Here is a 13,111-nt window from a genome sequence, read left to right as displayed (position 1 = left end):
CCGCCGAGGGATCGCGGCGAGCCCGCGCGGGCCGAGCCGGTGTCGCACCGCCGCCGAGCCGCGACTTATCGCGTACCCGTCTGCGCCGCATTGGTTTCGGCCGTACCGGCGTCCGCGTCGTCGAAGAGCGGTCGCAGATTCCGGGCGGCCATGATCAGGTCGTTGCCCGCGCCCGCTTCGATCATCGGCCACACCTGGGCGTCCGATCCGACGACGAAGTCGATGACGACCGGTCGGTCGTGCACGGCGCGGGCCGCTTCGATCACGCTCGCGACGTCCGCTTCTCGCCCGCAGCGCAGCCCGACGCAACCGAGAGCTTCGGCGAGTTCGACGAAATCGGGGATGCGCCGGGAGTGGGTGGCCAGCTCGCTCTGCGAATAGCGTTCCTCGTAGAAGAGGTGCTGCCACTGACGGATCATGCCGAGATGGCCGTTGTTGATCACCGCCACCTTGATCGGCACGCCTTCGACGGCCGCGGTGGCCAGCTCCTGGTTGGTCATCTGGAAGCAGCCGTCGCCGTCGATGGCCCAGACTTCCGCCTGCGGCACACCGAGTTTGGCGCCGAGGGCGGCGGGAACGGCGTAGCCCATGGTGCCCATACCGCCGGAGTTGAGCCACGTCCGGGGCTTCTCGTACTCGATGAACTGCGCGGCCCACATCTGATGCTGGCCGACACCGGCGCAGAAGATGGCGTCGGGCCCGGCGGCACGCCCGAGGGCGCGGATGACGAACTGCGGTGCGAGCGCGCCGTCCGCGGGCCGGTCGTAGCCGAGCGGATACGACGCGCGGAGCTCGCGCAGCGTCGCCCACCAGGCCGACAGGTCCGGCAACGGTTCCCGATGCGCGTCGAGCGCGGCGATCAGGCTTTCCAGTACCGCTCGACAGTCACCGACGATCGGCACGTCGGCGTGCCGGATCTTGCCGATTTCGGCGGGATCGATGTCGGCGTGGATCACCGCGGCGTGCGGGGCGAAGGAGCGGGGGTCGCCGGTGACTCGGTCGTCGAACCGGGCGCCGAGGGCGATCAGCAGATCGCTCTTCTGCATTGCCGCCACCGCGGCGACCGTTCCGTGCATGCCGGGCATGCCGAGGTGCTGGGGATGGCTGTCGGGAAACGCACCGCGCGCCATGAGGGTGGTCACCACCGGAATGCCGGTGCGTTCGGCGAAAGTGCGCAACGCGGAGGTGGCTTCGGCCTTGAGGACGCCTCCGCCCACGTAGAGCACCGGCGCGTGCGCCCGCGCGATGAGGTGCAGCGCCGCTCGGAGCTGGCGTGGATTCGGCTCGGTGACCGGCCGATAGCCGGACAGCCGCGGTTGCGGCGGCCAGCGGAAGACCGTCTGGGCGCGCAGCACGTCCTTCGGGATGTCCACCAGGACCGCGCCCGGCCTGCCCGAACTGGCCAGGTGGAATGCCTCGGCGAGGATTCGCGGGATGTCGGCGCCGCGGGTGACGAGGACGTTGTGCTTGGTGATCGGCATCGTGATGCCGGTGATGTCGGCTTCCTGGAATGCGTCGGTACCTATCATGGGCCTCGGCACCTGACCGGTGATCGCCACGAGGGGAACGGAATCGGCTTGCGCGTCGGCGAGCGGGGTCACCAGATTCGTCGCGCCAGGGCCCGAGGTCGCCATGCACACCCCGACCCGGCCGGTCGCCTGGGCATAGCCCGTTGCGGCGTGACCGGCGCCCTGCTCGTGCCGCACCAGCACGTGGCGGATGCGCCGGGAGTCGAGCAGCGGATCGTAGACCGGCAGGATCGCCCCGCCCGGAATGCCGAAGACCACCTCGACGCCGAGTTCCTCCAGCGATCGCACCACGGATCGCGCGCCGGTGACACGTTTGACGATCGGCTCGTTGGTGCCGGAAATATCTGTGGGACAGCGATTTTCGCTGTGCTGCGGCGCTTCGGGCCGTGACAGGGCGGATCTCACGGGAAACTCCTTCTGATGCGCCGCGCGCGGCGGCGACCGTGGGCGAGCGCACCGGCCCGATCCGGCACTGCCGGAACGGCTCGATTCCGGAGATGCCGGTACGCGTCGAGGGAAAGCCGTTCCTGACCGGGCACACCGACTTGTTCCGGCGGGTCTCTCCGCCGTGGGTGTGCCGCAAGATGATCGGCTCGCCGGTCCGGGTTCCCGTGGTGAGGACGGACCGTCCTGGCGCGGACGCCTGATGCGGCGTGCACGCACTGCCGATGATCTTAACCGACCCTCGGCCGCATCCCCGATGCCACCCGCTACCTGTCGCCAGGCGCGGGATCGAAGGGATCGCCGCGCCAGACCGTCCTCAGCCGTTGCCGCCGGTCGTCCGCGGGCGGAGTTTGTCGGGGTTGCGGACCGCCGTATCACCGGCGGACCGGAACACGCTGCCGCGCAGCAACTCCGACGCACCATGGACCCTCGCCACACCGCGGCGGCGATCGGCATGAGCGACAACGAACGCGCCCACGCGTTAACCATCACCGACCAGCAGTTGCACCAGCGACTCGAGCTTTGCCCACGCTACCCGCTCGATGAGCCGACATCCGGCGAGTCAGCACCGACGCCCACGGGCATCGCCTGTGATACCCCGAATAGCACTGCATTCCAGCCGAGTTCGGCGATCATGCGGCCGATCACCACCCGGGAAGTCACCGACCGGCGCTCCGGGCGAAATCACTCCGAACTCGATCGAATGGGCAAGGCGTTCTACGGTTTTCGTCGACCGGATCCGTTGGCTGGTCAGCTCGGTGGATGTTCGGATAGAACGAGAATGTGGATTGGGAGACGACCGCTGACCGGTATCGACGTTTCGCCGAGTTCGAGGCTCGGGGCAGTTCGTCGTGTTATGAGTTGTGGGCGTGGGGGATTGCGTCGGATAACCGGCTGTTGTCGTTGATCGATCGGCTTCCGGAGGAGAAGAGGCAGCCGAATCTCGTGTTGACGGCGGCGCGCTATCTCGGGGTCGGTGAGTCGTCGTATCCCGCGTTCAGGGATTGGGTGTTCCAGCATTGGGATGATGTCGCGCGGGTTGTGACGGCGCGCAGGACGCAGACCAACGAGGTCGGCAGGGCCGCGGTGCTGCTTCCGGCGTTGGCGCAACTTGCCGGTCCATTGGCGTTGATCGAGGTCGGTGCGTCGGCGGGGCTGTGCCTGTATCCGGATCTGTTCAGCTATCGCTATGACGGTCGCATCGATCTGCATCCAGCCGGTGGCGCCTCCGGCGTGATGTTGCGGTGTGTGACTTCGGGGGAGCCGCCCATCCCGGATCGCTTGCCCGAGGTCGTGTGGCGGGCGGGCGTCGATCTGAACCCGCTGGATGTGAGCGATGCCGACGAGATGCGTTGGCTGGAATGCCTCGTGTGGCCGGGACAGCCCGAGCGGCTGCGACGGCTGCGCGAAGCGGTGGCGATCGCCCGGGCCAGGCCGGTGGATGTCGTGACCGGGGATCTGAACGAGACGGTGACCGAGTTGGTCGACGCCGCGCCGGATGGGACGACGGTGGTGGTCTTCCACAGCGCCGTCTTGGCTTATCTGAGCGTCGACGAACGAGTCCGCTTCGAACGGACGATCCGAAGCTTGCCCTGTCACTGGTTGTCCAACGAAGGCTGCGGTGTCGTGGGATCGGTGGCCGAGCAGCTTCCGGTTCCCGCTCAGGACACGCCAGGGCGGTTCGTCGTCGCATTGGACGGGATTCCGCTGGGATATGCCGGTGCACATGGTCAGACGCTCGATTGGTTCCGTCACTGACCCGGTTCCGAATACATCCCCGGTCCACGGAACCGAACGCCCTGACACACGCGGTCTCATCGCCGTCGAGATTCGTGGACGACACGCACCTGCCCCTCGATCCCCGGGGCAGTGAGGCCGTGCACTCGCGGTCCGTAAAGTGGCTCGGCGCGGCCACGCGAACCCGCGAGACAGGAAACGAAACTATGGACACCAACCCCGACGCGGCGGCGTCACCCGCCTACACGAGCGGTTTGAACACCCGCCGCGAAGTCATGGGCGACGAATTCGTCGACCGCGCACTGGCTCGCACCGCGGGCACCGAATCCGAGCAGATCCAACGCTTCGTCACCGAACACGTCTGGGACGCGGTCTGGAATCGGCCGGGCCTCGACCGGCGGGAACGCAGCCTGCTGAACCTCGGCATCCTGACTGCGCTGCGGGCGCACGAAGAACTCGCGGGTCACGTGCGCGGCGCCCTCAACAACGGACTCACCCGCGAGGAAATCGTCGAGGCGATCATCCACACCAGCGGATACTGCGGCGCACCCGCCGCACTCTCCGCCATGCGCGTCGTCCAGCAGCAATTCGATCAGGCCTGATCCCGCGGCCCGTGCGACAGCGGGATCGAGATCGTGTTCGGCTCTTTCGTCGAGATCGCGAGCTGGATCGCTCTTCAATAGGCCTGGCGGAGAGCTAGTGCCGCGTCCAGAATGGCTGATGCCGTAACTGCCCGGCGCTGTTCCCGTGGGCCCCAGTCGAAGTCGATCCATAACCGCCGAACCAAGGACATTCGAGAACGTCCTTCCTCAACGACCTGACGCGCTAACCTCTGGCAGGATGAACGGCTATGCGCTTCACCGTGCCCACCATCGCGTTGATGATGGGGGCAGTCCTGCTGACTGGATGTTCGCTCTTCGCGCAAGGGCCCGATCAGGCCGAGCGTGACAGCTGGTCCCGGGTGATCGAGACGGCCATCGAGGCCCTTCCGGGGGTGGCCGACGCGTCACATACGTTCCAGTACCACCCGTACGGCCCCAACTCGTACTACATCTCCAAGCTCGACGTGCAGCTCGACGATGACGCAACACCAGCCGAGGCCGCGTCTGTGGTGCGTGTCATGGGCGCTCAGCAGCTGCCGCCGCACTATCAAGGCGACTCGACCTTGGTCAGAATCCACCGGATGACAGACTCCTATTTCGGGGACTGGCGGTTCGGGCGGGACGTGGACGTGGAAGCGAACGCGGCATACACCTGGACACGAGTGTCATCGGCCAATACCGGTGCGGAGATTCACTGGGCCACCCACGGCGTCAAGCCCGCCGGAGACGCGGACGGAGCCGAATCCATCAGTGTCCGAGCGGGCTCCGAGGCCGAACCCCAGCGTGCCACTGCGGCGATGCGCCGAATCATCCAGGACTTCCCGGAACTGGCATCCAACGACTGGACAGTGTCCCCCCTTCATGAGGACGGCCTTTTTGAGCACCACTCGAGACTGGAACCCAGCTTGACGTACTTGGACCGCCGCCCCCGCTTCCCCTCCAACGGCGAACTCGAATTGTGGGAGTGGTTCCTGACCGATCAACCCACCTCGTCGATTGTCGAGGTGTCGGTATTCGACCCGCCCGACACAGCAGGCCGCACACTGGGCGTCACGGTATTCCCGCCCGTCGGAGAGAAATTCAGCGCTGCGCAGGCGACACAACTTGCCGATCGGCATCTTCGCTACTTGTCCCAGCGCGGTGTCGTGGTCGATTACACGATCATTACGCGCAACGGCCCCCGTTTCGCCGTCCTTGTCGGCGGCTGCCCAGAATCCGGGCGCGAGGTTTCACCGGAGTCGGAGCCCTTCGCGCGTCAGTATGAACGCTGCTAGTGCCGTGTCAGGCAATGTTCGCTAGGTAATCCGGTCGGCGGATTTTGGAGCCGACCGCGAAGTCCCGGACGCTGCAGGTTCAACGGCCCGAACTCGTCCACACAGATCACCCGGCCGTCGGCGGGCGGATGATCGTAGAGGTCGAGCACTCGCGCCATCTTGGCCTGAAAGTCAGGGTCGTTGCTGGCTTTCCACGTTTTCGTGGCCCGCCACGACACCCCGCCAGCTTCGAGGATCTGCCGGACGGTTTCGCGGCTGAGCTCGGCAATGCCGTTGGTCCGCAGCACTTCCGCCAATTTCGACAGGCTCCACGTCGAGAAGGGCCAGCCCAGGTCGCGGGGGCAGCACCGGGCGATCTGACAGATCCGATCACGCGTCGGTTGATCGATCTTCGCCGGTCTGCCCCCGCTCCATTTTGGACACCGTTGGCGAATTCGGATTCGCCAACGGTGTCCATTTTGTGTCCAGTGCGTCGAACCCTTTCTCGTTGAAGTCGTGGATCACCTGCCGCACATACGATTCCGACACCCCCATCAGCTTCGCGAGGAATCCGACCGGCTGATGCCGAGCCGAGGCCATCACCACCACGGCCCGCCGCATCCGGATCGGCTGTTTGCTACGCCGCGCGATCTGGGCCAGCTTGCGGCCCTCTTCGGGCGTCACCGCCCTGACGAACACATCTGGCTTGCGAGCCACCGGCATCACCTTCACCGGCAGCGTCACCGCCCACCCGTCGATGATCAACCCGCCACCCCGAGCCGCGGGGTTACAGCATCGACCTTCCCGGTCGAGGCACTAGGCGGAGTCTCGCACTACAGCGGATCCGACGGGGTGGCGATAGGGTAGGGCGCGTCGAATTCCGTACCTCGGATTCGCTGCGGTGAGGGGGCGAAATGCGATCGATGATGGTGCCTGCGGATGACGGGACCGCGCTGCACGTCGGTGTCACCGGCCGCGGTCCGGATGTCGTGGTTCTGTCCGGTGGACCGGGCTGCGTCCATTACCTGGAGGATGACGGGCTGGCGCCGCGCGGGATGCGGGCGTGGTACCCGGAGCCGAGGGGTGTCGGACGCTCCGAGGGCGGGCCGCACGACCTCGCGCAGGCAGTCGCCGACATCGAAGCGGTGCGCCGAGCCGGAGACATCGACAGCTGGGTTGTCCTCGGTCATTCCTGGGGCTCGGACCTGGCGGTGCGCTACGCGTTGGACCATCCCGACCGCGTCCGATCCGTGGTGGGCGTCGCCGGGCACGGATTGCACAAGGACCGCACCTGGTCGCAGGTGTACGAGTCCTCGCGGCATCTGGAGGATGATTTCGAGATCGATTGGGCGCCAGACGTTCACGCCTCCCTGAGTGCGTCGTTCGTGCAGTGGATTCACGAACCCGAATTGTTCCGCGGGCTGGCCGATTCCGAGGTCGCCATGACGTTCGTCGCTCCGCAGCACGATATCCGTCCGTCGTGGCCGCTGCGGCAACTCGCGGCCTTGGTCCCGCGCGGCAGCTTCGAGGAACTGCCCGGAGTTGCCCACAACCTGTGGTCGACCGATCCACAGGTGTGGGTCGACATCGTCACACGAGCGTGCCGCGCGGAGCCGCGATCTCGCCGCTGAACTGAATTCTTTTGTAGCAGACGTTATTTCAGACGATCGGCGTGCTGCACCCACATCCGACCGTGCACGTGAATCCGCCTGCCGCCCCGCCCTTCCAACAGATGCACTTCTTGTCCATCTTCAGTGTCCCCGGCTGGCACCCCGCCTGTGCCTGGCAATCCTCACGGGCGGCCTTGCACGCCTCCGCGATCGTCGCGCCATCCGCTTGACCTTGGCTCAGCTCGAGCGGCTCCGGACCGGGCATGGGCTCCTCGCCCACCGCGATGCGCATCATGCCGTCTCCGACTCCGCCGTGGGCGAGCTGGAACGCCGTGATCGCCGCGAGCGTCAGCGGGCCTGCCGCACCATCGACCGCGAGCGGTGGCAGGCCGATCAGCGCGATGTTGCGGTTGATCAATCTCTGGACATCCTGCACGTCCTCCGGCAGATTCTGGCCACCCGCGCCAACGGACCGAAAAACCATCACCGCACCTCCCTCTGTATTTCGGAAACGGTGCCCAATCGGTCGACCGCAATCGCGACCTTATTGATGCGACAGGCGTCCATCGCGAGTAGCGCGCTACTCGAATGCCACTCGGCCCCACCCGCATTGAATGCGTCGCCGAACGCGTTCAGTCGGCTGTCGCCGCAGCAGCCGTCACGTAAGCTGCCGGTAGCGTTTCGTGTCCTACGGTCCTCGGATGTGCAGCCGACAACACCAGTGGTTCGAGAACTGCCGGTGATCCTCCGCGAGAAAAGGCCGGTACTCATGTCTCTTGCCAGCCAGCTGACTACAGCCGTTCCCGCTCTTGCCGCCGGGGTTCTGGCGTTGGGTTCCGCTGTCTACTCGGTTCGGTCGACGACCAGGACCAGCAAGGACGTGGAGGTTCTCAAGGCGAAGCTGGTCCAAGAGGCCGCGGCCGCCGAGGCGCGACGGAACCTCGAGTACCAGGCCAGGGCGAAGATCTATGCCGAAAGTGAGCCCCTCGTTCTGAAACTCGCCGAAAGTGCGGACTACGCGGCATCCCGGATCATCGGTCTGTCCGAGCCGAGGAGGTGGCCTGCGTTGCAAGCAACGGTCGACAGCAGCACCAGTTGGATGTTGAGCCGCTCGTCGGAAGTGATCTCCACGGTCCACGCGCTGCTCGAACCGCTCGCTCTGCTCACCCTGCTCCGAGAGAAGACGAATTTCGTCGATTTGGCCTACGAGCGACGGCTGTTCGAAATCTACGCCCTCGCTCGCGGCGCCTACAACGCTCACCTCGACGACTACGCGATCGCCGAAATCCCACCGGCGCACACGTATGACCCGGTTGTTCCCGGATGGCGTGAGAAGCGTGTGGAGAACCCGGCGACCTATTGGTGGCAGGGGATCACCCGCGGGCGGTTGGACCCGGCCATCGAGGTGTGCATCAACCGCGAGGCCGATCGGGCCGCTACTGTCGATGAATTCGAGACGCGTTACATCGACTTGTTCAACCGTCCGGACGACAGCCGGCACAAGTCGCTTGGCCTGTTCTGCAACCCGATCTACAACTTTCGCCCCGAGGACCGGCCGGTCTTCTGGCGAATTCTGCTGTGTCAGTTGCTGATCTACCGCAGGCTATCGAAGCGAAGCCGGGTGTCCGGCGAAGTCGCGATGTCGGCGGGCCTGGATTTCGACCACAAGGACATCGATCAGCTTCGACGTTCGAACGCAATCAGCGATGAGTTGTTCGAGTCGAGTATTACCGCTGCGGTCGACTATACGAACCGGATTCTGGTGCGGAACGAATAATCGCTTACACCGAGAGTCGCCGACGAAGTGGCAAGCACTTGTCTCGAGCGGAGGGGATGGCAGCGAAAAGCGTTCTGAGCAGCCGAAAGCCGCCGTCTGGTTTCAGGCGGCGGCTTTCGGCTGCGGGGTTCAGCGAATACGCAGGACCTTCATCGCCTTCATGGCCTTCAGCAGGAAGTCGGCGTGCTGGGCCGCGGTGCGGCCGAACGCGGGGTCGAATCCGAGCACATGTTGTGCCGAGATATTCTGCGGCTCCACGTATTTCATCAGACCGGCGGTGCCGTGGCGGCGCCCGAGGCCGGATTGCTTCATGCCGCCCATAGGTGCGTCCTGGGCGGCGTAGGAGGAGGCGTAGCCCTCGTTGATGTTCACGGTGCCCGCTTGAATTCGGGCCGCGACGCCGCGAGCCCGCTTGACATCCTTGCTGAAAACGGCCGCGTTCAAACCGTATTCGGTGTCATTGGCCAGCTCGATCGCCTCGTCCTCGGAGTCGAACGGCGCGACCGACACCACGGGGCCGAACGTCTCCTCGCGATAGAGCTTGGCGGAAGGCGGCACATCGGTGAGCACGGTGGGATCGTAGAAGTACGGCCCGATATCCGGCCTGGCCTTGCCGCCCGCGACGACCTGCGCGCCCGCCGCGACCGCGTCCGCCACGTGCGCCTGGACGCGGTCGAGCTGCTTGGCGGAGGTCAGTGAACCGATGCCCTCGGTGAATTCCCTTGCCGCGCCGAGGGGTAGCGCGCGCACCTTGGCGCCGAAGGCGTCGACGAACCGCGGGTAGACCTCCCTGTCCACGTAGATGCGCTCGATCGACACGCACAGCTGCCCGGCATTGGCGAAACAGCCGCGCACGGCGGCGGTGGCGGTGGCGTCGATATCGGCGTCGCGCAGCACCAGCATGGGGTTCTTGCCGCCGAGTTCGAGGGAACAGCCGGTGAGAGTGGCGGCGGCCCTGGTCGCGATGGCCTTGCCCGCCGCGGTGGATCCGGTGAAGCAGACGAAATCGGCGTTGTCGATGAGGGTGTCACCGATGTCCGCCGGGTCGCCGATGACCACTTGCCACAGGTCGGCGGGAAGCCCTGCCTCGAGGAGCAGCATGCGCGGCCACAGGCTGGACAGCGCCGTCTGGGTGTCGGGCTTGTGCACCACGGCGTTTCCCGCGAGCAGCGCGGGGATCACGTCCATGGTGAGCGAGAGCGGATAGTTCCACGGCGTGATGGTCGTGACCACGCCCTTCGGGTGGTATCCCTCGCGGGTTTGGGTCAGCAGCGGCAAGGCGCCCGCGCGTCGCTTGGGGGACAGCAGTCGCGGCGCGCGCCGGGCGAAGTAGAGGGTGGATCCGACGCCGTCCACCAGTTCCTCGAGTGCGTGCATGCGGGACTTGCCGGTCTCCAGCTGGACGATGTCCAGTCCCTCCGACTGCCGGTCGAGCATGAGGTCGTGCAGCTTCAAGGCCAGCGCCGCCCGCTGCTTCACGGGCACGCGCGCCCATTCGCGCTGCGCGGCACGGGCCCGGTCGAACGCCGCTTCGACGTCGGCGGGCGTGCTCTGCGGCAAGGTCGCCACGATCCGGCCGTCGACGGGGGATGTGGTGGTCACCGTCGCCGCGGTGCCGGTGACGCCGCGGGTGAGCCGGTCGATCACAGTGCTCGCCAGGGCTTTCTCACCAAGGGGCTGCGCAGCCGTCGCGGTCGATGTTTCGGTCATGATGAACTCCTTTTCGGCGTCCATCAGCGTTACGCGGACAGGACGCGCGTCACCATGTGCCCGGGCACCTCGCTCGACGCGACTGGGCTGTGCCGCAGCACAATCCGGAGGCTCGACTGAGGTCCCGCGGAGGCCCTCACAGGCGGGTACGAGCAGCTACACCGCGGCGCCGAAAGCCTCGAGTTCGGGTCGCGCGGGCGATTGATCAGTTTCGAAGAAGCCGCCGCGCGCGTCCGCTTCCTAGCATTGTCAGTGTCGTCATCGAGTCCGTCAGGAAGGAAACCGGCAATGAGCAAGGCACAGAAGTCCGGCACGGAGACCGTCGCGAAGGGTGCCGCTTCGGTGGGTTTCACCGAGGACGAGCGGGCGGCGATGAAGGAGCACGCTCAGGAGCTGAAGACGGCTTCGCGGGCCACCAAGGCCGACGGCGAGCAGGACGTGCTGGCGAAGATCGCCGAGATGGAGGATTTCGATCGCGCGATGGCCGAGCGGATTCATGCCATCGTGACGGCCAATGCGCCCGAGTTGACGCCGAAGCTGTGGTACGGAATGCCCGCGTATGCCAAGGACGGCGCTATCGTGTGCTTCTTCCAGCCCGCGAAGAAGTTCAAAGCGCGGTACGCGACGCTCGGCTTCAACGACCCGGCGAAGCTGGACGAGGGCGGCATGTGGGCGACCGCCTTCGCGCTGAGCGAGCTGTCCGCCGAGGTGGAGCAGCGGATCGGTGAACTGGTGAAGAAAGCGGTGAGCTGAGGCCCGGCGGCTCAGCGGTCGTCCACCACGCGACCTGCCGCCGGGACACCCGCGGTGCGCGTTATCCGGCGGAATTCGTTTCCTTCTCCGCCAGCTGCGCGAGGCGTTCGAGGGACGCGGACAGTTTCTCGCCGGTGGTGGCACGCGCTCGAACCTGACGCTTCTCGTCGGTCAGCTTCGTCCAGTCATACGTGTGCGTCACCAGCGTGCGGCCCTCCTGCGCGGGCGCCAGCTCCCAGCGCCACAGGTGACCGGGCGACTCTTTGCCCTGTTCCGACGGGTGCCAGGCGATGAGCCGGCCTTCGACGAACTCGACGACATGGTTGTCGCGGACGGCGCCGTTGGTGAGGGTCATGGCGAACACGTCGCCCGCGGCGCGCACCCGCTGGCCCGAAGGCGCCTCGGCGAGGTTGTCGTTGCCGTCCCAGCGCGGCTGCTGGGCGGGGTCGGCGATGAGTTCGAAGATGTCGGCCGGGTCCGCGGCGATCTCCCGGCTGGCGCTGACGATACGAGTGTCGTCGATCTTGTCGGTCACGGGCTGAATCGAATCATCCGTCGCTCGCGCCCACAACCGTTGCGCTCGAGGCGGCCGAATCTCCGGAGGTCCATCGGGTCGCGAATTCGTCGGATGCGGTTGCCGCCTCGTAGCCTTACGCGGATGCGTCCACCGAGTGCCCACAGCGCGTCACGGCCGCTCGTCCCGATCGACGAGAAGCGAGACAACCGCCATCGAGCGCCGAAATCCGTCAGCCGTCGTAACAATTCACTGAGACATTCATCAAGACCGGCGTGCCGGCCCTGATCGCCAGGCGCTGCTCATCGGTCGATCCCAGCCACGGATCCAACACCGCCATCGGCCCGTACGACATCACATCGAGATACCATCGCTGCGGCCCGGGGCCGAGCATCGTCGAGGTCGTACCCGATTCGGACAGATAGGGCGGCTTGGTGCTGGATGTCAGATCGAACCCCGGTGCGGTCACGACCGCACGAATGTCATCGAAGGCCGGCCCGAAATAGAACTCCCGAGCGCAGTTCAGTGCAGCAGGAATGGCGGTCCGCGCCGGGATCTGGTCTGATCGGGGCGAGGGAGGACGTTCGTGATGCGGGGTTTTCTGTTCGATCGCCGGTGGATGCTCGGTGCGGCGGTGCTCGTCGTGACGGTCACGGGGTGCGACACCGAGGAGACTCCGCGACCCGATCCGTCGCCGAGCGCGGCCACCGCTGCGCCGCCGACGCCGCCCCCGTGGACGGTGGACGACCTCACCTACCATCCGTGCAGCGTCCTGGGACCGGACGATTTCGCCCGCTTCGTGCTCGAACCGCAGGGGAAGCCTGCCACGCCTCCGAAGGCGCTGCCCAGGTGCTCGTGGTCCTCCATCCAAACCGGGCCTACGGGCAGCTTCACCATCGGATTCGCCCCGAACACCAGCGATCACAGCGATCTCGACCGACGCAGAGTTCGTGATCCGCTCGAGCGGACGATCACGATCGGGGACCGCCGAGCCGCACTCGCGCCGAGCGTCCGGCCGGACGGCAGCAACGGCGGCTGCTCGGTCGACGTGTCGGTGCCGTCCGGTGGATCGTTCTACGTCGGTATCGCCGTCTCCGGCATCGATACCGGCGTCGACTGGGACGTCTGCGCGAAAACCATCGACGTCGCCACCGTCATCACCGCGCGCATGCGCTGAGGTCC

Annotated in this window: 13 protein-coding genes; 7 read left to right on the top strand and 6 right to left on the bottom strand. The window is 66.3% G+C overall.

Annotation, left to right across the window (positions count from 1 at the left end; all coding sequences use genetic code 11):
- Positions 1-65: 65 nt before the first annotated feature.
- Complete coding sequence (locus ACRWNM_RS17705; protein ID WP_431968788.1) at positions 66-1,934, bottom strand: acetolactate synthase large subunit; 1,869 nt, start codon at positions 1,932-1,934, stop codon at positions 66-68.
- Positions 1,935-2,756: 822 nt separating this feature from the next.
- Between ACRWNM_RS17705 and ACRWNM_RS17700 the strand changes: the two genes are divergently transcribed.
- The 3 genes from ACRWNM_RS17700 (at position 2,757) to ACRWNM_RS17690 (ending at position 5,586) form a co-directional block, all read left to right on the top strand.
- On the top strand, positions 2,757-3,731 hold the full coding sequence (locus ACRWNM_RS17700; RefSeq protein WP_431968786.1) for a DUF2332 domain-containing protein: 975 nt from the start codon (positions 2,757-2,759) through the stop codon (positions 3,729-3,731).
- Between the two features lie 185 nt (positions 3,732-3,916).
- The gene (locus ACRWNM_RS17695) at positions 3,917-4,312 is read left to right on the top strand and encodes a carboxymuconolactone decarboxylase family protein (protein WP_431968784.1); all 396 of its coding nucleotides are present in this window, start codon (positions 3,917-3,919) and stop codon (positions 4,310-4,312) included.
- Between the two features lie 248 nt (positions 4,313-4,560).
- Positions 4,561-5,586 carry a hypothetical protein gene (locus ACRWNM_RS17690; RefSeq protein WP_431968782.1) on the top strand — a complete coding sequence of 342 codons (1,026 nt, stop codon included), beginning with the start codon at positions 4,561-4,563 and terminating at the stop codon, positions 5,584-5,586.
- Here the strand turns inward: ACRWNM_RS17690 and ACRWNM_RS17685 are convergent.
- Both ACRWNM_RS17685 and ACRWNM_RS17680 read right to left on the bottom strand, forming a co-directional pair.
- Complete coding sequence (locus ACRWNM_RS17685; protein ID WP_431969104.1) at positions 5,583-5,975, bottom strand: hypothetical protein; 393 nt, start codon at positions 5,973-5,975, stop codon at positions 5,583-5,585. The two genes, ACRWNM_RS17690 and ACRWNM_RS17685, sit on opposite strands and share 4 nt — an antisense overlap.
- On the bottom strand, positions 5,956-6,330 hold the full coding sequence (locus ACRWNM_RS17680) for a helix-turn-helix domain-containing protein (RefSeq protein WP_431968780.1): 375 nt from the start codon (positions 6,328-6,330) through the stop codon (positions 5,956-5,958). Before ACRWNM_RS17680 ends, ACRWNM_RS17685 begins: the two co-directional genes overlap by 20 nt.
- A 149-nt stretch (positions 6,331-6,479) precedes the next feature.
- Between ACRWNM_RS17680 and ACRWNM_RS17675 the strand changes: the two genes are divergently transcribed.
- Together ACRWNM_RS17675 and ACRWNM_RS17670 are read left to right on the top strand one after the other, a co-directional pair.
- A complete protein-coding gene (locus tag ACRWNM_RS17675; RefSeq protein WP_431968778.1) occupies positions 6,480-7,196 on the top strand; it encodes an alpha/beta fold hydrolase in 717 nt (238 codons plus the stop codon).
- Positions 7,197-7,407: 211 nt separating this feature from the next.
- Complete coding sequence (locus ACRWNM_RS17670; RefSeq protein ID WP_431968776.1) at positions 7,408-8,952, top strand: hypothetical protein; 1,545 nt, start codon at positions 7,408-7,410, stop codon at positions 8,950-8,952.
- Between the two features lie 129 nt (positions 8,953-9,081).
- On the opposite strand, the gene ACRWNM_RS17665 is transcribed toward ACRWNM_RS17670, so the two are convergent.
- Complete coding sequence (locus ACRWNM_RS17665) at positions 9,082-10,662, bottom strand: succinic semialdehyde dehydrogenase (RefSeq protein WP_431968774.1); 1,581 nt, start codon at positions 10,660-10,662, stop codon at positions 9,082-9,084.
- 288 nt (positions 10,663-10,950) lie between these two features.
- On the opposite strand from ACRWNM_RS17665, the gene ACRWNM_RS17660 reads away from it, so the two are divergent.
- The gene (locus ACRWNM_RS17660) at positions 10,951-11,415 is read left to right on the top strand and encodes an iron chaperone (RefSeq protein ID WP_431968772.1); all 465 of its coding nucleotides are present in this window, start codon (positions 10,951-10,953) and stop codon (positions 11,413-11,415) included.
- 61 nt (positions 11,416-11,476) lie between these two features.
- Here the strand turns inward: ACRWNM_RS17660 and ACRWNM_RS17655 are convergent, their stop codons facing one another.
- Together ACRWNM_RS17655 and ACRWNM_RS17650 are read right to left on the bottom strand one after the other, a co-directional pair.
- The gene (locus ACRWNM_RS17655; RefSeq protein ID WP_431968770.1) at positions 11,477-11,950 is read right to left on the bottom strand and encodes an SRPBCC family protein; all 474 of its coding nucleotides are present in this window, start codon (positions 11,948-11,950) and stop codon (positions 11,477-11,479) included.
- Positions 11,951-12,161: 211 nt separating this feature from the next.
- Entirely contained in the window at positions 12,162-12,398 is a 237-nt protein-coding gene (locus ACRWNM_RS17650) for a hypothetical protein (RefSeq protein WP_431968768.1), read from the bottom strand.
- Positions 12,399-12,518: 120 nt separating this feature from the next.
- Between ACRWNM_RS17650 and ACRWNM_RS17645 the strand changes: the two genes are divergently transcribed.
- Positions 12,519-13,106 (top strand): DUF3558 family protein, encoded by a 588-nt coding sequence (locus tag ACRWNM_RS17645; protein WP_431968766.1) that lies wholly within the window; start codon positions 12,519-12,521, stop codon positions 13,104-13,106.
- Positions 13,107-13,111: the final 5 nt, after the last annotated feature.

This window comes from Nocardia sp. bgisy134, from assembly GCF_965341865.1.
In the GTDB taxonomy this organism is placed as follows: Bacteria; Actinomycetota; Actinomycetes; order Mycobacteriales; family Mycobacteriaceae; genus Nocardia.
Note: the sequence above shows the minus strand (reverse complement) of the source record. Positions and strands in the feature narration are given on the sequence as shown.